Raw genomic sequence first — 20,407 nt, 5'->3', positions numbered from 1 at the left:
ACCGAGTCGGGTTCACCGTCGGCTCACTCGTTGGCCGCGCGCGGCCGGTCCTCGTCGTCGTACTGGTCGAAGAGGGGCGTACGGCCGCGGTCACGGGTGCGCCGGGGCGCGTTACCGCGGCGGCGCGGGGCCGGTTCGGCGTCGGGCGTGGCCGTGTCCTGGGCGTCACGGGTGGGCTCGGCCGGGCTGGAGCGGGCCGCGCTCCAGGTCTCCGGGTCGCCGACCTCCACCCCGCCCGTGGCGCGCGGGGCGACCGGGGCGGTGACGTAGGTCGGCAGCGGGACCGGGACCGGCTCCCAGCTGTCGCCCTGGGCCGGGCCGCGTTCGCGCTGCTGGTCGACCCACTCCGCGTGGTCCGTCTGCTCGACCAGGGCGCGGCGGCCCGCTTCCTGAGGGGAGACCGTGGGTGTGGGCACGGGCGCCCCTCCGGGTTCCTCGTCGGGCTCGGCGGGAGCCGAGGACGCGGACTGGTGCCTGCGGGGCCGGTTCTCGCGCAGCCGCTGCGCCGCCACCTCGGCCCGTCGCCGGTCCATGGTGAAGACGAACCGGCGGCGCTCCTGGCCACGCAGATGCACGATGTACGTGCTCAGCAGCACGGCCGGAACGGCCGGCGCCCACAGGAAGCGGAGTCCGCCCACCGCCGCGACGACCGCGCCGAGCGTGAACGCCATGAAGAGGACCGTGGTGGTACGCCGCCGGCGGGCCAGGACCTGCGAGCGCCGGCGGCGCTCGCGCTCGGTCTCCGCGCCGGACGGACGCGAGCGCCTCGCGGGCGCCGGGCGGGCGGCCCGTTCCTGCGGGCGCTCCTGGTCCGGGGCCGGCCGGCCGGGCGCCGGGACGCGCAACCGCGCTTCCGTATGTGCCGGAGGCGCGGAAAAGGCCCGGACGTCGACGGACTCGATTCGGTCCGTGACGGCATCCGGGTCCACGTCGCCAGGCGCCTCCTCGGCATCCCGCTCCCGCAGCTCCTTGGCGTAACGGCGCTCCATGGCCGCCCGTCCGGACAGCAGCCGGATGGCGGTGCTGAAGCGTTCCGTCGGACGGGCTTCATTGAGCTCGTCCTGCCTGCGGAGCCACATCGGCACCAAGTAGGCAGCCCATGCCCCGACGATGACTGCGTAGATGAGGCCGCTGCTGCTCACGCTCACACCGTAGAGGGGTTTGCACGGCGGCATCCGCCAATTGGCCCGGTGTGTCGCACGATCCGGCTGATATGAAGGACTTTTTTTGCGATTGTTCGGGTCAGTAGTCGCCGAAAGTGAGGTTGATTACCGTCAGAGAGCGATCAAATTCGAACACTTATTTTATTTCTCCGGGCGTGCGCGGCGTACCGGGCGTACCGGGCCGCATCCTGCGCCAACGCCGCAGCAGCCCGTCGGGGACTTCCTCCGCGGTGAGGGCGAAGATCAGATGATCCCGCCACGCGCCGTCGATGTGAAGATAGCGTGGACGTAGTCCCTCCGCACGGAATCCGAGTTTCTCCACGACCCTTCGGCTGGGGGCGTTCTCGGGCCGAATGCAGACCTCGATCCGGTGCAGTCCGACCGTGCGGAAACAGTGGTCGACGACGAGAGCCACCGCCGTCGGCATGACACCGCGGCCCGCCACGCCCTGGTCGACCCAGTAGCCGACGTGGCCCGAGCACATCGAGCCCCAGGCGATGCCCGCCACCGTCAACTGCCCGACGAGACGCCCCTCGTACTCGATGGCGAAGGGCAGCATCCGGCCCGCGTTCGCCTCGGCGCGCAGATGACGGACCATCTGACGGTAGGTGGGGCGCTGGGCCACCGGGCCGCCGGGGGCGGGCGGCGGGACGGTCGCCTCCCAGGGGCGCAGCCAGTCACGGTTACGCCGGTTGACGTCACGCCACATGCTCTGGTCGCGCAGCTTTATCGGGCGGAGGGTGACGGCGCCGTCGGTCAGGATCACCGGCCAGGTCCGGACGTTCAGCTCGGGCTCCCCGGTCGGGGGTGATCGCCGCCGCGCACCTGGTCGACGGCGTGCACCAGAAGCCTGCTCAGGACCGCGAGTCCGTCGCGTACGCCACCGGTCGAGCCGGGCAGGTTCACGACGAGGGTGCGGTCCGCGATACCCGCGAGGCCGCGGGAGAGCGCGGCGGTGGGGACCTTGTCCCGGCCCTCGGCGCGGATCGCCTCGGCGATGCCCGGGATCTCACGGTCCAGGACGCGCCGGGTGGCCTCGGGTGTGCCGTCGGTGGGCGAGATGCCCGTACCGCCGGTGGTGACGATCACGTCGTAGCCCGCGGCCGTCCCGGCCCTGAGGGCCGCTTCCACCGGATCCCCGTCGGGCACGACCTGGGGGCCGTCGACGGCGAATCCGAGACCGGTGAGGGCCTCGGCGATGAGGGGGCCGCCCTTGTCGGCGTAGACGCCGGCGGAGGCGCGGTTGGAGGCGGTCACCACGAGGGCGCGGTACCCGCCGGTGGCAGGGGCACTGCCGGGCGCGGTCATGCGTCCGCCCCTCCCGGTGCGGGGCGCCGGTAGTCGCCGGACTTGCCGCCCGATTTCGCCTCGACCCGGACGTCCGTGATCACGGCGCTCTTGTCGACCGCCTTGATCATGTCGATCACCGTGAGCGCGGCCACCGAGACGGCGGTCAGCGCCTCCATCTCGACACCCGTACGGTCCGTGGTCTTCACGGTGGCCAGGATCTCCACCGCGTCGTCGGCGACGCTCAGGTCGACCTTCACACCGGAGACGGCGAGCGGGTGACAGAGCGGGATCAGGTCCGGGGTGCGCTTGGCACCCATGATTCCGGCGATGCGCGCGGTGGCGAGCGCGTCACCCTTGGGGACACCCTCGCCCCTGAGGAGTTCGACGACGCGCGGTGACACGAGGACCCGGCCGCTCGCCCGGGCGACACGTGCCGTGACGTCTTTCTCCGACACATCGACCATGCGGGCGGCGCCCGCCTCATCGATGTGCGTCAGGCTGTTCTGCGTACTCAACTCACTCCGCCTAGCGGTAGGGCGCCGGTTGCCCGCCCGTACCGCGCCTGGGCGCGGGACGAGGGGACCGGGGGGCTTCCCCCGGTAAGGCACAGCGCCAGATACCGTACCGCCACCGCGCCGAAGTCAGCGGAGGAGGATCACTTCGGTCTCCGCGCCGGGCTCGGCGGAGGTGACGTCCTCGGGCAGCACGATCAGCGCGTCCGCCTGAGCGAGGGCGGCGATCAGATGCGATCCGGGCCCCCCGACCGGAGTCACGGTCCCCGCCTCGGCGTCGTAGGTCCCGCGCAGGAACTGGCGCCTGCCGGACGGCGAGGCGAGCGCCTTGCCGGTGCTTAGCGTGGCCCGGACCTTCGGGCGGTGGACGTCCTGGAGACCCATCAGCCTCAGGATGGCCGGCCGGACGAACAGCTCGAAGGAGACGTACGAGGAGACGGGGTTGCCGGGCAGCGCCAGCAGCGGCGTGTGATCGGGGCCGATCGAGCCGAACCCCTGCGGCTTGCCCGGCTGCATGGCGAGCTTACGGAAGTCGACGCCGCTGCCGGGCTCGTCCTCGTCGCCCACCGAGGACAGGGCCTCCTTGACCACGTCGTACGCACCGACGCTCACACCGCCCGTGGTGACGACGATGTCCGCGCGGATCAACTGGTCCTCGATCGTGGCCCGCAGCGTCTCCGCGTCGTCGGCCACCGCCGGCACGCGGTAGGCGATGGCGCCCGCGTCCCTGGCGGCGGCGGTCAGGGCGAAGCTGTTGGAGTCGTAGATCTGGCCGGCGGCCAGCTCCTCCCCCGGCTGCACCAGCTCACTGCCGGTGGACAGCACGACGACGCGCGGACGCGGCCGCACCCGCACCGTCGAGCGGCCGATCGCGGCGAGCAGCCCGATCTGCGGCGGCCCGACGACCGAACCCGCGCGCAGCGCCACGTCGCCCGGCTGGACGTCGCTGCCCTTGGCCCGGACGTGGGCGCGCGGCTTGACCGGGCGGTGGACGCGGACCTCGCCGCTCGCCCCCTCGGGGGCGTCGCTGTGGGCCCGCATGGCGGAGGCGGGGCCGCCGCCCGTGCCGCCGTCGGTCCACTCGACCGGGACGACCGCTTCGGCACCCGCCGGCAGCGGAGCACCGGTCATGATGCGGGCGGCCTCGCCGGGGCCGACGGACCGGCCGTCGGCCAGGCCGCCGTCGCCCGCGGCGACGTCGCCGATGACGGTGAGGACGGCGGGGAACTCCTCCCCGGCGCCCTCGACATCGGAGATCCGGACGGCGTATCCGTCCATCGAGCTGTTGTCGAAGGGCGGCAGGGCGACCTCCACCACGACGTCCTCGACCAGGACGCAGCCCTGGGCTTCGGGCAGTTGCAGCTCGATGGGCTCGAGCGGCTTCACCGCGGCGAGGATGTCGTCCAGGTGCTCGTCCACCGACCAGATCGTGCTGCTCAAGCTGTTACAACTCCTCGTCGACGTAACTGCGCAGCCAGGTCCGGAAGTCCGGGCCCAGGTCTTCACGTTCGCACGCGAGTCTGACAATGGCACGCAGATAGTCGCCGCGGTCACCGGTGTCGTAGCGGCGGCCCTTGAAGACGACGCCGTGCACCGGGCCGCCGGCCGTGTCGTCCTCGGCCAGCAGCTGGAGGGCGTCGGTGAGCTGGATCTCGCCGCCGCGGCCGGGCTCCGTGTGGCGCAGTATGCCGAAGATCGCGGGGTCCAGCACATAGCGGCCGATGACGGCGAGGTTACTGGGGGCGTCGCTCGGGTCGGGCTTCTCCACCAGGCCCGTGACCCGTACGACGTCGCCGTCGGCGGTGGGTTCGGTGGCCGCGCAGCCGTACATGTGGATCTGCGAGGGGTCGACCTCCATCAGCGCGACGACGCTGCCGCCCTCGCGCTCCTGGATCTCGACCATCCTGGCGAGCAGCGGATCGCGCGGGTCGATGAGGTCGTCACCGAGGAGCACGGCGAACGGCTGGTCACCGACGTGCGGCGCGGCGCAGAGGACGGCGTGGCCGAGGCCTCGCGGGTCGCCTTGGCGTACGTAGTGCATGGTGGCCAGGTCGCTGGACTCCTGGACCTTGGAGAGCCGTTCGGCGTCTCCCTTGCGGGTCAGCGCGGACTCCAGCTCGTAGTTCCGGTCGAAGTGGTCCTCCAGGGGACGCTTGTTGCGACCGGTGATCATCAGTACGTCGGAGAGGCCTGCGGCGACCGCCTCCTCGACGACATACTGGATGGCGGGCTTGTCGACGACAGGCAGCATCTCCTTGGGAGTGGCCTTGGTGGCCGGCAGGAACCGGGTGCCGAGACCTGCAGCTGGGATGACAGCTTTGCTGATCCTGGGGTGCGACTGAGTCATGCCCAGAACTGTAACCGGTGCGTATGGGCGGAAGGTGAGCGTCCGGTTAACTTCGTTCTCATACATCCACATAAGAGAACTATGCGAGCACCCGTTGAACCATGACATGTCACGAAAGGCCACGCTGCGGCGTGAACTGCTGGCCGCGCGACGGCTCCTCACCTCGGAAGACGTCAGAAAGGCCGGTTCGGTTCTCGCCTCGGCCGCCGCGGTTCTCCCCGAGCTGACCGACGCCCGGACCGTAGCGGCCTATGTGTCCGTGGGGCGCGAACCGGGAACCCACGCGCTCCTGGACGCCCTCCGGGCGCGGGGCGTACGCGTACTGCTGCCGGTGCTGATGGCGGACAACGACCTGGACTGGGCCGTGTTCGAAGGCGCGGAGCACCTCGCTCCCGCAGGCCGGGGCCTGCTGGAGCCTGACGGTGCCCGTCTCGGGCCGCAGGCGGTCCTGGACGCGGACGCGGTCCTGCTGCCCGGCCTGGCGGTGGACGGGCGCGGGATGCGGCTGGGGCGCGGCGGAGGCAGCTACGACCGGGTACTGGCGCGGCTCGCGTCGGCGGGAGCACATCCCGCCCTGGTCGTCCTGCTGTACGACGACGAGGTGGTCGCGCGGGTTCCCGGGGAACCGCACGACCACCCCGTGGACGCCGTGGTCACGCCTGCCGGAGCACGGCGCTTCCCGCCTAGGGTTTCCTGAGCGTGAGGGTGTCGACGGTGGACTCCTTCACCGCGTTCTCCCCGAAGGACCAGTCGAGCAGTTCGCCGTCGGCCCACTTGTCGGTCTGGTCGGTGTAGTGCGCGCTGAACGCGTGCCCGGAGGCGCCGGTGAGGTTGATCCACCGGGACTTGTCCCAGTCGCCCACGTTGACGACCATCCGCATCGACGGGACCCAGATGGCCTCGTAACCGCCCGCCGCGTTCCAGCCGGTGGCGTTGACCGCCGCCTCGCCGCCGCCGAGGTCCCAGGGACCCCGGTTGAGCGCTCGCTGCAGAAGGTCGGGGCCGTCGGTGCCGAGCGTCTGGTTGCGCAGGGTCAGCTGGTGCAGCCGGCCCCAGCTCCAGGTGTTGATGTCCTTGCCGAGCTCGGCCGTCAGCTCCCAGCGCGCGTCCTCCATGGCGCGGGCGAAGAGCTCGTCACGGCTGTCGATGGCCTCTTCGCGCCCCTTGGCCGGGGCCTTCCACCACTCGTTGTCCTGGTCGTCCAGGATGCTCTCGACGACCTCGTACCAGCGGTCCCCGCCGTCCGGCTGCGCCGCGTCCGGGGCGCGCTGACCGCATTCGCGCACGAGCTTGTCCTGCTCGTCCACCGGCCCGGTGCCGGCGACCGGCTGCACGTAGATGCAGTCGCCCTTGGCCCGCATCTCCTTGGGCAGCTTGTTGCCGAAGGCCAGCTTGAGGATGTTCCGCCAGACGCCGTTGAAGTACGCGGCGGCGGCCGAGTCGGACTCCTGGGTGTAGTCCCAGCCCTCCAGCAGCTTCTGCGCCTCACGGACGCTCTTGTTCTCGATGCCGATCTTCTTCAGCTCGGGCACCAGTTTCGCGGCGATCGCGCTCTGGTTGTCCATCTGCATCGTCTGCATGTCGTCGGTGGAGACCTTCTCGCCGCCGTCGATCTTCTTCTGGATCAGGTCGTTGATCCGCTGGCTGCGGGTGCCGTAACCCCAGTCCTTGGTGAGCATGTGCTCGTAACCCTCACCGATGACCGCCTGGTTCGCGGTGACGATGTAGCCACGGTCCGGGTCGTACTCGTACGGCAGCTCGTCGAACGGGATCGGGTCCTTCTCCCAGCCGTAGGCGGTGGACCAGCCGGGGCTGGGCGTCGTGCCGTCGCCCTTGAGGCGGACCGGGATCTTGCCGGGCGCCTGGTAGCCGATGTGCCCTTCGGTGTCCGCGTAGATGAGGTTCTGCGAGGGCACCTCGAAGTGTGAGGCGGCCTTCCGGAAGCTCGCGAAGTCCTTGGCCCGGTTGAGCTCGAAGACCGCGTCCATGGACTTCCCCGGGTCCAGCGCCGTCCACTTCAGGGCGACCCCGTATCCGTCGCCGCGGTCCGGCGCGGAGGTGGTGACGGGAGCCTTCTTGCCGACCTTCTCCAGCTCCGCGCTGCGGTCCGAGACCAGCGGGCCGTTGTTGGTCTCGCGGACGGTGATCGTCCTGCTCGCGCCGCCCGCGACCTTGATGGTCTCCTTGCGGGTGACGAAGGACTTCGTCTTGCCGTCGTACTGGTAACCGTCGGCCGAGACCTTCTCCAGGAAGAGGTCGGTGACGTCCGCGCCGAGGTTGGTGAAGCCCCAGGCGATGTCCTGGTTGTGGCCGATGACCACACCGGGCATCCCGGAGAACGTGTAGCCGGCCGTGTCGTACTGGCACGACTCCGAGAGCTGACGGCAGTGCAGCCCCATCTGGTACCAGAGCGAGGGCAGCTGTGGCGCCAGGTGCGGGTCGTTGGCGAGCAGCGGCTTGCCGGTCGTCGTGTACTGGCCGGAGACGACCCAGGAGTTCGATCCGATGCCGTTGCCGTTGGGGCCGAGCAGCGCCGGGATCTCGTCGAGGGTGTCGGAGAGCGCGGAGAGCTGGGAGTTCAGGCCGTCGGTCGCGCCCTCGACGGTCCCCGAGCCGATGCCGTCCGACGGCTCCTCCTCGGGGTCGTACTTGCCGGTGACCGGGGAGACCGCGCCCTGCTCGACGATCGGCTTGTTCTTCTCGTACGGGTAGTCCGGGTACAGGTCCTTGATCTGCCCGGCGCTGAGCCTGCTGGTCATCAGCGAGCGGTCGATCTCGTCCTGCATGTTCCCGCGCAGGTCCCAGGCCATCGCCTTCAGCCAGGCGACCGAGTCGACCGGGGTCCACTCGGTGGGCTTGTAGTCGTTGGTGAGGCCGAGCGCGGCGTACTCGACGGAGACGTCCGCGCCGTCCTTGCCGTCCAGATACGCGTTCACCCCCTCCGCGTACGACTGGAGGTTCTTCTTGGTGTCCTCGTCCAGGACCTCGTCGTACTCCTTCTGCGCGACCTTGCGCCAGCCCAGCGTGCGCAGGAAGGAGTCGGTCTCGACCTGGCCGGAGCCGAACATCTCGGAGAGCCGTCCCGAGGTCATGTGACGGCGTACGTCCATCTCCCAGAAGCGGTCCTGGGCCTGGACGAAGCCCTGGGCGCGGAAGAGGTCGCTGTCGGTGTCCGCGTAGATCTGCGGGACCCCGTAGTCGTCACGTTTGACGTCGACGTCGCCGGAAAGACCCTTGAGCTCGACCGAGCCGGTGGTCTGCGGATACGAGGCCCGGACGGTGGAAACGGACCAGTACGCGCCGTATCCGACACCCGCGACAAGCGCCAGCACCAGGACGATCACGAGCAGGCGGGCGCGACGCCCCTTCTTCCTGCCGGTCTTCTTCGCGCCGGAAGACCCGGAAGGGGTGGTTGTGTTGGCGGGCATCGCTGTCCTTCGAGGGGCAGGGTGGTCCTGGGAGTGCAGGAGCAACCATAGGCGCCCCGGTGAAGCCACTCGGACGCGGTATGGGGATGCATCCATATGCGCACCGGTTCGCACGAACACTCGAAGGCGTCAAGAAAGCGTTAACGATTAGGTAAGGTAACGAAGTACTGGCCGCCGGAGGCCGATCCGGAAGGCCGGATGTTCTTACGCAGGGAAGGAACGGACCCTGACTGTCCACGCGCTCAACGAACTTCTGCTCGTCTGCTCACTCGTCCTGCTGGTCGCTGTGGCGGCCGTACGCATTTCGTCCCGCAGCGGGCTCCCCAGCCTGCTCCTGTACCTCGGCATCGGGATCGCCATGGGGCAGGACGGCATCTTCGACGTCAAGTTCGACAACGCCGAGCTGACCCAGGTGATCGGTTACGCCGCCCTGGTCGTCATCCTGGCCGAGGGCGGGCTGGGCACGAAGTGGAAAGAAGTGAAACCCGCCCTGCCTGCGGCAGCCATGCTGTCGACCGTCGGCGTGGGCATCAGCGTGGGCGTCACCGCGAGTGCCGCACACTTCCTCATCGGCCTCGACTGGCGGCAGGCCCTGATCGTCGGCGCCGTCGTCTCCTCCACCGACGCCGCCGCCGTCTTCTCCGTCCTGCGCAAGGTGCCCCTCCCCTCCCGGATCACCGGTGTCCTGGAGGCCGAGTCCGGCTTCAACGACGCCCCCGTGGTCATCCTCGTGGTGGCGTTCTCCGCGGTCGGCCCCGTGGAGCACTGGTACGTACTGGTCGGCGAGATAGCCCTGGAGCTGGCCATCGGCGCGGCGATCGGCCTCGCGGTGGGCTGGCTCGGCGCCTACGGGATCCGCCATGTGGCACTGCCCGCGTCCGGGCTCTACCCGATCGCCGTGATGGCCATCGCGGTGTCGGCGTACGCCGCGGGCGCCATGGTCCACGGCAGTGGCTTCCTGGCCGTCTACCTGGCCGCGATGGTCCTCGGCAACTCCAAGCTCCCGCACTGGCCGGCCACCCGGGGCTTCGCCGACGGGCTCGGCTGGCTGGCGCAGATCGGCATGTTCGTCCTGCTCGGCCTGCTGGTCGCCCCGCACGACCTGGTCGACGACTTCTGGCCCGCCGTGGTCGTCGGCCTGGTCCTCACCGCCGTCGCCCGGCCCTTGTCGGTCTTCATCAGCCTGGCACCCTTCCGGCTGCCACGGCGCGAGAAGGCCCTGATGTCGTGGGCGGGCCTCCGTGGCGCCGTCCCCATCGTCCTGGCCACCATTCCCATGGTGTCCGGGATCGACGGCAGCACCCGGGTCTTCAACATCGTCTTCGTGCTCGTCATCGTCTACACGCTGATCCAGGGACCGACGCTGCCCTGGCTGGCGAGGACCCTGAAGATCTCCGACGACCCGTCGGAGACCGCCGATCTCGGCATCGAGTCGGCCCCCCTGGAACGGCTGCGCGGCCATCTGCTGTCCGTCGCCGTCCCCGGGAAGTCCAAGATGCACGGCGTGGAGGTGGCGGAGCTGCGGCTGCCCGCCGGAGCCGCGGTCACCCTCGTCGTCCGGGAGGGCAAAAGCTTCGTGCCCGCGCCTTCGACCGTGCTGCGCCGCGGGGACGAGCTGCTGGTCGTAGCGACCGACCCGGTGCGCGACGCGACGGAGGCCCGGCTGCGGGCGGTCGGCCAGGGCGGCAAGCTCGCCGGCTGGCTGGGCACGGACGGGACGGACCGGCCGGACACCCCGGTGGTTGACATGCCGCACCTCGTGAAGCTGGCCAGGAAACTGGGCAGGAGCGGTGAGGGCACCCCGGGAGACAAGGCTCGCGACAGCCGGACCCCTCACTGACCTGAACGGCATCTGCCGCAATCGCAGGAGCGCAGGGTTCCGGACCTGTAAGATGAAGGACTGGGTCTCATGATCCACACGATTCGAATCTGATCGACCAACTCTGCCTGACGCAGAGCTGGCGCGACCGTATGGCGGCCGTGGTGCCTTCGCCTCTGGAGCGAGCGCCCGGCATCTACCGCAGTCCCGCGCGAAGAGGACAGCTCTCGGCAGCTCCCGCGCGCTCCCGCACCCCGGTGCCGGGCAGCCCGGGAGCACGGCCACCAGGCGGCAGAAAGGCATGGACCGTGGCGTCCACGGTCTCCGACCGCCCCGGTTACGGGCAGTTGCTGCGCACCCCGGGTGCGTGGACCTTCCTCCTGCCGGGCTTCGCCGCCCGGCAGCCCTTCGCGATGCTGACCATCGGCATCGTGCTCCTGGTTCAGCACACCACCGGCTCGTACGGCAGTGCGGGTGCCGTGGCCGCCGTCTCCGGTGTCTCCATGGCCCTGTTCGCACCGCAGAGCGGCAGGCTCGCCGACCGGTTCGGCCAGAGCGCCGTGCTCCTGCCCGGCGTCCTGGTGCACGCCGCCTCCGTCGGTGCCCTCACGGCACTCGCCCTGGCCGACGCGCCGCTGTGGGCACTGTTCCTGGCGGCGGTTCCCACCGGGGCCTCCATCCCGCAGATCGGGCCGATGGTGCGGGCCCGCTGGGCGGCCCGGCTCGGCGCCGCCCCCGGACGTCCGGCCTCCCCGCTCATGACCACGGCAGCCGCCTTCGAGTCCGTGACGGACGAGTTCACCTTCGTCGTCGGACCCGTGCTCGCGACGGCGCTGTGCACCGGCGTGCACCCGGCGGCCGGACTGATCGCCGAGGCCGCGCTGACGCTCGTCGGCGGCCTCCTGTTCGCCGCCCGGCGCTCCACCCAGCCCGCCACCCGGAACGCCGCGACCGCCGCCGAACCGCACCGCTCGGCGCTCTCCGTGCCCGGTGTGCGGGTCCTCGCGGTCACCTTCCTGGGCATCGGCGCCGTGTTCGGCGGCATGCAGGTGTCCCTGACGGCGTTCTCCGAGGAGATCGGCCGGCCCGGCGTGAACGGGCTGCTGTACGGAGTTTTCGCGGCCGGCAACATGCTGGCCGGAATCGCCTGCGGTGCCATCGCCTGGAAGAGCAGCCCGCGCCGCCGGCTGATCGTCGGCTACGTGGCGCTGACGCTGACCGCGTCCGGGCTCTGGGCCGTGCATTCCGTACCGCTGCTGGCGGGACTCGGGCTGCTGGTCGGACTGTGCATCGCACCCGCGCTGATCAGCGGCTACACCCTGGTCGACGCCCTGGTGCCCGCGTCCGCCAGGACCGAGGCCTTCACCTGGCTCACGGGTGCCGTGGCGCTCGGCCAGGCGGCCGCCGTCACGGTGGCCGGACAGCTCGCGGACGCCCACGGCGCGAGCACCGGCTTCGTGGTCCCGCTGGCCGGCACGGCGCTGGCGCTGGCGACCCTGCTGGCCCTGCGTTCACGGCTGACGCCACGGCCCGGTGGACGGACGGTGGCGCGTGGGATCGGTCACCGCGAGCCGGTCACGGTGGACTGATCGCTCGGAATAGGTCACTATAGAACGTCGTTAGCACTCATTGAGTGAGAGTGCCAGGAGGAGCAAGTGCCAACCTATCAGTACCAGTGCACCGAATGCGGCGAGGGCCTCGAAGCGGTGCAGAAGTTCACCGATGATGCCCTGACCGTGTGCCCGAACTGCGAGGGACGCCTCAAGAAGGTGTTCTCGGCCGTCGGCATCGTGTTCAAGGGATCCGGTTTCTACCGGAACGACAGCCGCAGCTCCTCGTCGAGCAGCACACCGGTCACGTCGCCGTCCGCCAAGACGTCCGACTCGTCCCCCAAGACGTCCGACTCGTCCGGCGGATCGTCCTCGGCGAAGCCGGACGCCAAACCGGCCGCCTCGGCTGCGTCCTCGACCTCCTCCTCGGCTTCTTCCACGTCGTCGAGCGGTACGTCGGCCGCCTGAGGCAACCCTCGTACGCCACACGTTCCACCCTGGACCCCGCTGATCGACTCGGCGGGGTCCCGGTCGTGCGCGCCCGGTTAGTGTGACCGCATGGTGAACGCAGAAACGGGTACAGCGGAAATCGGTGTCATCGGCGGATCGGGCTTCTACTCCTTCCTGGAGGACGTGACCGAGGTCCAGGTGGACACCCCGTACGGGGCGCCGAGCGACTCCCTCTTCCTGGGTGAGCTCGCGGGCCGCCGGGTGGCCTTCCTCCCGCGCCATGGACGCGGACACCATCTCCCGCCGCACCGGATCAACTACCGCGCCAACCTCTGGGCTTTGCGTTCCGTCGGCGTACGCCAGGTGATCGGTCCGTGCGCGGTCGGCGGTCTGCGTCCGGAGTACGGGCCGGGCACCCTGCTCGTACCGGACCAGATGGTCGACCGCACGAAGGCCCGTACGCAGACGTTCTACGACGGTGAGCTCCTGCCCGACGGGACACAGCCGAACGTGGTGCATCTCGGCTTCGCCGACCCGTACTGCCCCGAGGGACGCAAGGCGGCCCTGGCCGCGGCGCGCGGCCGCGACTGGGAGCCGGTGGACGGCGGGACCCTGGTCGTCGTCGAGGGCCCGCGTTTCTCGACCCGCGCGGAGTCGCGCTGGCACGCCGCGATGGGCTGGTCGGTCGTCGGGATGACAGGGCACCCGGAGGCCGTGCTCGCACGTGAACTGAACCTCTGCTACACGACGCTGACGCTGGTGACGGACCTCGACGCGGGGGCCGAGGCCGGTGAGGGCGTCAGCCACACGGAGGTGCTCGAGGTGTTCGCGGCCAATGTGGACCGGCTGCGGTCTGTGCTCTTCGACGCGGTGGCCGCGCTGCCCGAGGACAAGGACCGTGACTGTGTGTGCGCGCACGCGCTGGACGGGCTCGACACGGGGATCGCGCTGCCGTAGTACGCGCACGCGCACCGGGCGGCCGGAGCTCGAAGCCTGGCCAGGGACTCCGCGCGGCCTGTCTCCGCCCCGTACGGGTGACCGGGTTCTCCACATCGTCCGGGTTGTCCACAGGGCCGGCGGGATTTCCGCGGAGAGTGGATCGTGAGGGGAGTCCGGCGGGGGATCCCGCGGGACTCCCCTCACGGCAGGTGGTGTTGGCCATGTTCCCGTCGGTGCCCGATACACGTCCCGCGCCTCCCGCCCCGTGCGGGGTCCCGCCCTTCGGGCCCCTGCTTGTGCGGGGCGGTGGCGGGCGGCGAATCCGGCGGGCGCTTCGCGGGCAGCGCCGGGCGCTGGCCGCGGGCTTCGCGCTGGCCTCCGCCGTGCTCGCCGCTTCGGGGCCGGTCGGTGAGAGAGGAGCGGCCGCCGTCGCCGACGGCGCGCCACCGGGGCCCGAGCGGCGGGCCGTCCGTCTGGTGTCCGCCCCGGTGCGGATCGCCGACGCGGCGACGGTCGGACTGCTCCGGCCGGGCGACCGCGTCGATGTGATCGCAGCGGCCGACGGAGAGGCCGAGGCAGGTGTGGTGGCACGGGACGTGCGGGTGGCGGAGGTCCCGCGCGGCACCGGTGGCGGGGAGGCGCCGTTCCCGGAAGGGGACGGCGGGGCGGGCATGGGGCATGGCGCCCTGGTGGTCCTGTCCGTGGAGCGGGACACCGCGGCGGCCTTGGCGGGTGCCGGTGCGTCGGGACGTCTCGCGGTGGCGGTGTCCCATGCGGAATAGAACTGGTATCGCGTCAACTCACCCGTGCGACGTACGTGATTGGACAGTGTGGCCCTCTGCCGCTTTGTGTGACGGGGCGATTCGCTCCCCCTACGGCACGCACACCAGAGGAAGGCTCACCTGTGAGCGAGAAGAAGGCCGGCCTGCTGGAGGGCTTCAAAGCCTTCCTGACGCGCGGCAATGTGATCGACCTGGCGGTCGCCGTCGTCATCGGTGCCGCGTTCACGAACGTGGTGAACGCGGTCGTGAAGGGGATCATCAATCCGGTGGTCGGGGCCTTCGGCACCCAGGATCTGGAGAAGTACACGTACTGCCTCCAGGGTCCCTGTGCGGTGGATCCGGAGACCGGCAGGATGGACGGCATCGAGATCCTGTGGGGCTCGGTGCTCAGTGCCGCCCTCAGCTTCCTGATCACCGGTGCCGTCGTCTACTTCCTGATGGTGCTGCCGATGGCGAAGTATCTCGCCAGGCGCGCGGCCGCCCAGGCGGCGAAGGAGGGCGTGCAGGAGACGCTGGAGGTGAGCGAGCTGGAGGTGCTGAAGGAGATCCGGGACGCGCTGGTGGCCCAGCGGGGCCAGGCGGACCAAGCGGACCAAGCGGACCAGGCGGGCCAGGCCTGAGGTGGTCTCCGCGCCGCCGGCATCGTCTCCGGCCGTCGGCGTCAGATGTGGTGAGGCGGCTTCTCGTCGAGGAAACGGGCCAGGTCGGCGGCGCCGCCGCCGGCCGGAGCCCGCTCGCCCCACCCCTGGTCCGTGTCGTCCGCGGACTGCCGGTCCAGCGGATCGTCGAAGACCAGAGCCGGCGGCTTGGGCCCGGACTCCTGCGACGGCCGCTGCTGGGGCTCCGGCGGCTTCGGCTCTCGCGGTCCGGGGGCGGGGGCGGTACTCATACCTCCAGGGTACGGCCGGACTCAGCGGTCCTTGGGGTCGAGCAGCCACAGCCCCAGGACGACGAGGAACGACAGGCACAGAAAGCCGGCGCCCCACCAGGCTGTGCCCGTGTCGCCCTCCATCCACACGTTGACGACCTCCGTCAGCGCCCACAGCTGACCGATGACGACGCTCATCGCCAGCACCAGCCGGGCCGTCAGCTTCGCGGAACGCTCGGGTTCCTGCTCGGAGCCCGCGCCCGGCCCCGGGCCGGTGTGACGCACCCGCGGATCGGCATAGCCGCTGGTGGGCCGGATCTGGGGGTAGCGCTCGTGGACGGGGCGGTTCAGCTCGGCCCGCGCGCTGCCCGGCTGGTAGTCGGGATACGCCGATCCGGAAGGGTCGGGGGGCCGCGGCGGCTCGACCGGGTCCAGGGGCTCGGTCATGTCCGGGCCCCCGTGGTCGCGGCGCCGGACGGCGCGGGCGCGGGCGGCGCCTCCGCGCCGCCTCCGGTGCCGGGGCAGCCGATCCGTCCGGCGAGATCGGGGCGGTCCTCTCCGAGCTGGCGGCACAGCCCTTCTTCGGCGCTCTCCCCCGAGCGGGTGGTCCCGACGGCCCAGATACTCCCGTCATCCAGCTCGGTCAGCACCACCTTGGGCAGCCCGCGGGGCGGCGGGCCGGCCGTGACCTCACCGGTGCGGGCGTCGAAGACTCCCTCGTGGCAGGGGCAGTAGAACTCGCCCTCCGTACCGCGGTCCTTCCGCCAGAGCACGCCGCACGCCAGATGGGTGCAGACGGCGGAGTAGCCGACCAGGGTGCCGTCGTCCATCCGCGCGGCGACCGCCCGGTCCTCGTCACCGGGGTAGCGGAAGGCGAGGGACTCGCCGGGCAGCAGCTGCGCGGCGACCCGCTTCGGGGCCGGCGCCTTCCCGTCCTCCGTCTCGCCGTGCCGGTGGAGGATGCCGCCCGCCACGGCCAGCCCGCCCACGGCGAGGCCGCCGGACACGGTGGCGACGATCCGGAGGTAGTCACGCCGGGTGGTCAGCGAGTCGGCGGCGATCCGGTCGTGCAGCGCTTCACGGGGATCGCTCCCGGGGCCGTGGTCGGGGCCCGGCTGCTGCTGTTCGGTGACGCTCATCGGCGGACGTCCTTCCCGTTGATCTCGACGACGGGGAGTCCGCCGGGTACCGGCCACTGGACCCGCTCCGCGGGCACGACCATGGCCACACCGGTGCGGACCTCGCTCTCGCCGAAGACGAACGTGTCGGCGACCTGCACACCGGGGCGTTCCGCCTGGAGCTCCTCGAGGGTGCCGTAGTAGAGGGCACCGGTGGGGCAGACGGTGGCGCACATGGGGGCCAGTCCGTAGGCGGTGCGGTCGTAGCAGAGGTCGCACTTCATCTGCAGCTTCGCCTGGAGGTCGATCTTCGGCACGCCGAAGGGGCAGGCGTTGACGCAGTTGGCGCAGCCGATGCACCGGGTGGTGTCCGCCTGCTGCACGACGCCGTCGGCGGTGATCAGGATCGCGTCGGCCGGGCAGACCTCGGCGCAGGGGGCCACCGGGTCCTCGCAGTGCATGCAGACAGTGGGAAGGGAGGCGACGGAGGAACCCTCGTCGGTGTAGTCGAGGTGGATCATCGACTTGCCGCGGTGCGAGTCGCATTCCCGGCAGGCGGAGACACAGGCCTGACAGCCGATGCAGCGCCCCGGGTCGATGAACATCGTTCTGCCCATCATCCGGGCATCAGCTCCTTTCCGAGGTGCCGCGGCCCTGCGGGGCCGTGGGCGGCAGAGGGTCGGTGCGGGAGACCTGGGTCTCGGGGTAGGCGACGTGGCCGGGGGCGACGGGCGGTGCGGGGACCTCGTCGATCGCTTCGGCGTGCTCGATGCGGCAGGCGCAGACCTTGTACTCGGGGATCTTGGAGCGGGGGTCGAGGGCGTCGATGGTGAGTGCGTTGGCCGCCGTCGGGACGGGCCAGTGGTAGGGGATGAACACCGTGTCGGGCCGGATCGCCTCCGTGACCAGGGCGGGGAAGACCTCGCTGCCGCGCCGGGTGACGACGCGGACGGGTTCGCCGTTGTGGAATCCATGGGAGGGGTGGACCTCTGCCCAGGGCCGGGGGGTCTGCTCGACGAGGGCGCCGAGCCGGCGGGTCTGGTTGCCGGAGAGGAAGTGGGCGACGGTGCGTCCGGTGGTCAGCGTCATCGGGTGCTCGGCGTCGTACGGGTCCGCCGGCGGGTGCCACTCGACGACCTGCATGTGGACCCTGCCGTCGGCGTGGTAGGTCGTGCCGTCCTCGAACAGGCGGGGGGTGCCGGGGTGGTCGGTGGACGGGCAGGGCCAGGAGATCCCCCCGGTCTCCTCGAGCCGTTCGTAGGTGATGCCGGAGTAGTCGATGATCGTTCCCGCGGAGGCCCTGCGCAGTTCGTCGAAGACCTCACGGGAGCTGCCGAAGGCGAACTTGTCCCCGGCTCCGAGACGGCGGGCGATCTCGCACATCACCCAGGTGTCGGTCCGCACTCCGGCCGGCGGTTCCTGCGCCTTGTTGTGCTTGACGACGCGTGCCTCGGCGTTGGCCATCACTCCTTCGTCCTCGGCCCAGATGGTGACGGGGAAGACGACGTGCGCGTTGGCCGCCGTCTCGGAGAGGAAGAAGTCGAACTGGGCGTGGAACTCGGTGGTGTCGTACCCCTCCTTGACCACGGCGTAGTTGGGGAGCGACACGAAGGGGTTGTTGCAGATACCGATGAGGCCGCGGATCTCCTGGCGCTGCATCTGCCAGACCATTTCCATCATCGACGTGCCGGCGGCGGGGAGTTCGGACTCCTCGATGCCCCAGACCTCGCAGATCTGCCGGCGGTGCTCCTCGTTGAGGATCGAGCGCCCGCCGGGGAGGAGGTCGGCCTTCTGGCCGTGCTCGCGGCCCCCCTGGCCGTTCCCCTGCCCGGTGAGGGTGCCGTAGCCGGCGCCGGGCTTGCCGATGTGACCGGTGGCGGTACAGAGGTTGATCACGCTGAGGCAGTTCTCGACGCCCTGCGTGTGGTGTTCGATGCCACGGGCGTGGAAGGCCATGGCCTTGGGGGCGCGGGCGAAGGCGCGGGCGACCTGGACGACCTGCTCCGCGGGGATCCCGCAGATCTCGGCGGCGCGCGACGGGGGGTACTGGGCGACCTTGGCCTTGACCTCCTCCCAGCCGGTGGCATGGGCCGCGAGGTAGGCCTCGTCGGTGAGGCCCTCCTCGATGACCACGTTCAGCACCGCGTTGAAGAAGGCCGAGTCGGTTCCCGACTTGAGTGCGACATGGATGTCGGCGGTGCGGGCGACCGCCGTCTCGCGTGGGTCGATCACGATCAGGGTGGCGCCCCGGTCCCGGGCTCCCCAGACGTACTGGGTCAGCACGGGGAAGCACTCACCGACGTTGGCCCCGGCGAGCAGGAGGCAGTCGGTGAGCAGGATGTCGGAGAAGGGGTTGCCGGCCCGGTCGATGTTGAAGGCGAGCTTGTTGGCACCGGCGGCGCTGACCATGCAGAGCCGGCCGTTGTAGTCGACATGCCTGGTCTTCAGCGCCACCCGGGCGAACTTGCCGACCAGATACGTCTTCTCGGAGAAGAGGCTGGCCCCGCCGAGCACCCCGAAGGCATCCCGCCCGTGCTCCTGCTGGATGCGCTGGATCTCGGAGACGGTGAAGTCGAGCGCCTCGTCCCAGGAGACCTCCCTCAGTTCCTCGTCGCGGGAGCGGCGCATGAGCGGGGCGGTGAGCCGGTCGGGGTGGTTGACCTGCTGGTAGGCGTTGATGCCCTTGGGGCAGAGCCGCATACGGTTGATGTCGTGGTTGCGGGGCTCCACACCGAAGACCTTGCCGCCGCGGTCCACCCGGAGATACATCCCGCACTGGACGCCGCAGAAGCAGCAGTGGGTGGGGACGAGCGTCTCGCCGTTCTGGTCGGCGTGCCACCGGTCGGCCGGGATGCCTCCCGCGTCCCGGAAGCCACGGGTGCCCGGCGGGGCGAGGGAGGGGTCGAGGGGAACGAACGTACGGCCGTCGGCTGCGCGTGGATCCGCGGTCACTTGAAACCCTTCTTGACCTGGGTGAGATAGGCGTTGCCACGCAGTACCCGCTTGCAGCGCGGGCAGTATTCGGCCCATGCGTCGAAGCCGAGTTCGAGGTCACGCATGGTGCCGCGCAGGTTCTCGACGTACGGGCCGGTGTCGATGGCTTCGCCGCAGCGGCGGCAGGCGAAGACCTTGTCGTCCTGGCGCCCGGTGTACTTGAAGAGCTGCATGCCGACCGCTGCGGGGCGCTGCACGATGTGGAAGAACTTCCCGAACGGGATGTAGATGAGGGTGAAGACCACCGACACCATGTGGAGGATCGCCAGGAACTCGTAGCCTCCGCCGTGCAGGAAGATCGAGGAGAAGGTGAGCAGCAGGCCGGTCACGGAGATGATGATCAGTGCGAGCAGCGGCACCATGTCGTACGCGAACCGCTGTCCGGTGATGGCCCCCCGGTCCTTCATGCGGCGCCACAGGAAGTACCCCGCACCGGGGATGACGAGTACCGCGGCGATGTCCAGGCCGTGGAACATCAGCCAGCCGATGATGTTCAGCGAGTCGAAGCCGAGGACCTTGAGGCCCCAGATGCGCATCTCGTAGCCGGGCCCCGACCCGGTGCCGGAGGTGAAGGTGAACCAGCCCCAGGTCAGCGGGAAGGTGATCAGCGCGGCGAGGATGCAGCCCCAGAAGATCAGCTGGTGGGCTGCCCAGCGGGCGTGGGAGCGGGCGCCGAGGAATTTCTGGAGGCCCAGGTAGGTGGCGATCATCTTCGGCAGGGCGGTGGGTGTCCTGCGGAAGTTCTCGGTCGAGAACAGGCTGCCCCAGCCGTTCCTGAAGAGGCGTCGGGCGCCGGGGGCCGAGACCCAGACCGTGTAGCGGTAGGCGACCCCGAAGGCCAGGAAGACGGAGGCGACGGCGTACGGGAGCAGCGCCGAGTCGAAGTCGTGCAGAAGGCGGCTGCCGAACACGATCGCGAGGATCAGCAGGCAGGAGACGACGGCGCCGGCCAGGGCCGCGCGGCCGGAGACGGATCGGGGGAGGCGCTGGGCTGCCCTCGCGGCGGCGGAGGGCCCCCGGCCTGGTCGCCGGCCGTCCGTCCCGCCGGGCGTGCCGGTGCGGACACCGGTCTCGGGCTGCTCGGCTGCGGCGGGTTCTGGTGGCTCGGTCACCCGGCCACCGTAGGTCCGCAATGGGCGTTCGGTCC

At 70.6% G+C, this 20,407-nt stretch carries 19 protein-coding genes and 1 pseudogene; 7 read left to right on the top strand and 13 right to left on the bottom strand.

The genetic code is table 11. The features are described 5' to 3' along the window. Positions 1-23 precede the first annotated feature (23 nt). From glpR to galU, 6 genes are all read right to left on the bottom strand, one after another. On the bottom strand, positions 24-1,175 hold the full coding sequence (glpR, locus tag ACIREO_RS29740) for a gephyrin-like molybdotransferase receptor GlpR (protein ID WP_404115749.1): 1,152 nt from the start codon (positions 1,173-1,175) through the stop codon (positions 24-26). Positions 1,176-1,299: 124 nt separating this feature from the next. Beyond that, complete coding sequence (locus tag ACIREO_RS29735; RefSeq protein WP_404115747.1) at positions 1,300-1,929, bottom strand: GNAT family N-acetyltransferase; 630 nt, start codon at positions 1,927-1,929, stop codon at positions 1,300-1,302. A gap of 17 nt (positions 1,930-1,946) precedes the next feature. Continuing rightward, positions 1,947-2,471, bottom strand: a complete 525-nt coding sequence (locus ACIREO_RS29730; RefSeq protein ID WP_404115745.1) for a molybdenum cofactor biosynthesis protein B — start codon at positions 2,469-2,471, stop codon at positions 1,947-1,949. Next, positions 2,468-2,968, bottom strand: coding sequence for a cyclic pyranopterin monophosphate synthase MoaC (gene moaC / locus ACIREO_RS29725; RefSeq protein ID WP_404115743.1), 501 nt, complete (start codon positions 2,966-2,968; stop codon positions 2,468-2,470). Before moaC ends, ACIREO_RS29730 begins: the two co-directional genes overlap by 4 nt. Before the next feature lie 126 nt (positions 2,969-3,094). Next, on the bottom strand, positions 3,095-4,405 hold the full coding sequence (gene glp, locus ACIREO_RS29720) for a gephyrin-like molybdotransferase Glp (RefSeq protein ID WP_404115741.1): 1,311 nt from the start codon (positions 4,403-4,405) through the stop codon (positions 3,095-3,097). A 4-nt stretch (positions 4,406-4,409) separates the two neighbouring features. Then, on the bottom strand, positions 4,410-5,312 hold the full coding sequence (galU, locus tag ACIREO_RS29715) for a UTP--glucose-1-phosphate uridylyltransferase GalU (protein WP_404115739.1): 903 nt from the start codon (positions 5,310-5,312) through the stop codon (positions 4,410-4,412). A gap of 106 nt (positions 5,313-5,418) precedes the next feature. Between galU and ACIREO_RS29710 the strand changes: the two genes are divergently transcribed. Then, the gene (locus ACIREO_RS29710) at positions 5,419-6,009 is read left to right on the top strand and encodes a 5-formyltetrahydrofolate cyclo-ligase (RefSeq protein WP_404115737.1); all 591 of its coding nucleotides are present in this window, start codon (positions 5,419-5,421) and stop codon (positions 6,007-6,009) included. On the opposite strand, the gene ACIREO_RS29705 is transcribed toward ACIREO_RS29710, so the two are convergent. Beyond that, the gene (locus ACIREO_RS29705; protein WP_404115735.1) at positions 5,996-8,740 is read right to left on the bottom strand and encodes a penicillin acylase family protein; all 2,745 of its coding nucleotides are present in this window, start codon (positions 8,738-8,740) and stop codon (positions 5,996-5,998) included. The two genes, ACIREO_RS29710 and ACIREO_RS29705, sit on opposite strands and share 14 nt — an antisense overlap. Positions 8,741-9,026: 286 nt before the next feature. Here ACIREO_RS29705 and ACIREO_RS29700 point away from each other — a divergent pair, with 286 nt between their 5' ends. From ACIREO_RS29700 to ACIREO_RS29675, 6 genes and pseudogenes are all read left to right on the top strand, one after another. Then, positions 9,027-10,580 carry a potassium/proton antiporter gene (locus tag ACIREO_RS29700; RefSeq protein WP_404115733.1) on the top strand — a complete coding sequence of 518 codons (1,554 nt, stop codon included), beginning with the start codon at positions 9,027-9,029 and terminating at the stop codon, positions 10,578-10,580. Positions 10,581-10,867: 287 nt separating this feature from the next. Beyond that, positions 10,868-12,148 carry an MFS transporter gene (locus tag ACIREO_RS29695; protein WP_404115731.1) on the top strand — a complete coding sequence of 427 codons (1,281 nt, stop codon included), beginning with the start codon at positions 10,868-10,870 and terminating at the stop codon, positions 12,146-12,148. A 66-nt stretch (positions 12,149-12,214) separates the two neighbouring features. After that, the gene (locus tag ACIREO_RS29690; RefSeq protein ID WP_404115729.1) at positions 12,215-12,577 is read left to right on the top strand and encodes an FmdB family zinc ribbon protein; all 363 of its coding nucleotides are present in this window, start codon (positions 12,215-12,217) and stop codon (positions 12,575-12,577) included. Between the two features lie 90 nt (positions 12,578-12,667). Then, complete coding sequence (locus ACIREO_RS29685; protein WP_404115727.1) at positions 12,668-13,516, top strand: S-methyl-5'-thioadenosine phosphorylase; 849 nt, start codon at positions 12,668-12,670, stop codon at positions 13,514-13,516. A 203-nt stretch (positions 13,517-13,719) separates the two neighbouring features. Further along, a complete protein-coding gene (locus ACIREO_RS29680; RefSeq protein ID WP_404115725.1) occupies positions 13,720-14,280 on the top strand; it encodes an RcpC/CpaB family pilus assembly protein in 561 nt (186 codons plus the stop codon). A gap of 122 nt (positions 14,281-14,402) precedes the next feature. Then, a pseudogene (locus ACIREO_RS29675) lies at positions 14,403-14,896 on the top strand (MscL family protein); the annotation flags it as partial. 45 nt (positions 14,897-14,941) lie between these two features. On the opposite strand, the gene ACIREO_RS29670 reads toward ACIREO_RS29675, so the two are convergent. Genes ACIREO_RS29670 through ACIREO_RS29645 form a run of 6 tightly spaced genes read right to left on the bottom strand, consistent with a single transcriptional unit; the run spans position 14,942 to position 20,372 of the window. After that, on the bottom strand, positions 14,942-15,169 hold the full coding sequence (locus ACIREO_RS29670) for a hypothetical protein (RefSeq protein ID WP_404115723.1): 228 nt from the start codon (positions 15,167-15,169) through the stop codon (positions 14,942-14,944). Positions 15,170-15,190: 21 nt separating this feature from the next. After that, on the bottom strand, positions 15,191-15,595 hold the full coding sequence (locus ACIREO_RS29665; protein WP_404115721.1) for a hypothetical protein: 405 nt from the start codon (positions 15,593-15,595) through the stop codon (positions 15,191-15,193). Then, positions 15,592-16,287: a ubiquinol-cytochrome c reductase iron-sulfur subunit gene (locus ACIREO_RS29660; protein ID WP_404115720.1), complete on the bottom strand. Its 696-nt coding sequence runs from the start codon at positions 16,285-16,287 to the stop codon at positions 15,592-15,594. Before ACIREO_RS29660 ends, ACIREO_RS29665 begins: the two co-directional genes overlap by 4 nt. Next, positions 16,284-16,886: a 4Fe-4S dicluster domain-containing protein gene (locus ACIREO_RS29655; RefSeq protein ID WP_404115718.1), complete on the bottom strand. Its 603-nt coding sequence runs from the start codon at positions 16,884-16,886 to the stop codon at positions 16,284-16,286. Before ACIREO_RS29655 ends, ACIREO_RS29660 begins: the two co-directional genes overlap by 4 nt. Before the next feature lie 7 nt (positions 16,887-16,893). Then, entirely contained in the window at positions 16,894-19,218 is a 2,325-nt protein-coding gene (locus ACIREO_RS29650; protein WP_404115716.1) for a molybdopterin oxidoreductase family protein, read from the bottom strand. Next, on the bottom strand, positions 19,215-20,372 hold the full coding sequence (locus tag ACIREO_RS29645; protein WP_404115714.1) for an MFS transporter: 1,158 nt from the start codon (positions 20,370-20,372) through the stop codon (positions 19,215-19,217). The genes ACIREO_RS29650 and ACIREO_RS29645 overlap by 4 nt, the downstream gene beginning before the upstream one ends. Positions 20,373-20,407: the final 35 nt, after the last annotated feature.

Source organism: Streptomyces sp. NPDC102441 (assembly GCF_044765585.1).
Classification (GTDB): Bacteria; Actinomycetota; Actinomycetes; order Streptomycetales; family Streptomycetaceae; genus Streptomyces.
The sequence above is the reverse complement of the archived record's forward strand: the minus strand, read 5'-3'. Positions and strand labels throughout refer to the sequence as shown.

Excerpts from the sequence above, each read along its gene's own strand:
- glpR (WP_404115749.1), bottom strand. The coding sequence starts at position 1,175 with ATGCCGCCGTGCAAACCCCTCTACGGTGTGAGCGTGAGCAGCAGCGGC.
- ACIREO_RS29730 (WP_404115745.1), bottom strand. The coding sequence starts at position 2,471 with ATGACCGCGCCCGGCAGTGCCCCTGCCACCGGCGGGTACCGCGCCCTC.
- galU (WP_404115739.1), bottom strand. The coding sequence starts at position 5,312 with ATGACTCAGTCGCACCCCAGGATCAGCAAAGCTGTCATCCCAGCTGCA.
- ACIREO_RS29710 (WP_404115737.1), top strand. The coding sequence starts at position 5,419 with ATGTCACGAAAGGCCACGCTGCGGCGTGAACTGCTGGCCGCGCGACGG.
- ACIREO_RS29705 (WP_404115735.1), bottom strand. The coding sequence starts at position 8,740 with ATGCCCGCCAACACAACCACCCCTTCCGGGTCTTCCGGCGCGAAGAAG.
- ACIREO_RS29685 (WP_404115727.1), top strand. The coding sequence starts at position 12,668 with ATGGTGAACGCAGAAACGGGTACAGCGGAAATCGGTGTCATCGGCGGA.
- ACIREO_RS29680 (WP_404115725.1), top strand. The coding sequence starts at position 13,720 with ATGTTCCCGTCGGTGCCCGATACACGTCCCGCGCCTCCCGCCCCGTGC.
- ACIREO_RS29670 (WP_404115723.1), bottom strand. The coding sequence starts at position 15,169 with ATGAGTACCGCCCCCGCCCCCGGACCGCGAGAGCCGAAGCCGCCGGAG.
- ACIREO_RS29665 (WP_404115721.1), bottom strand. The coding sequence starts at position 15,595 with ATGACCGAGCCCCTGGACCCGGTCGAGCCGCCGCGGCCCCCCGACCCT.
- ACIREO_RS29660 (WP_404115720.1), bottom strand. The coding sequence starts at position 16,287 with ATGAGCGTCACCGAACAGCAGCAGCCGGGCCCCGACCACGGCCCCGGG.
- ACIREO_RS29655 (WP_404115718.1), bottom strand. The coding sequence starts at position 16,886 with ATGATGGGCAGAACGATGTTCATCGACCCGGGGCGCTGCATCGGCTGT.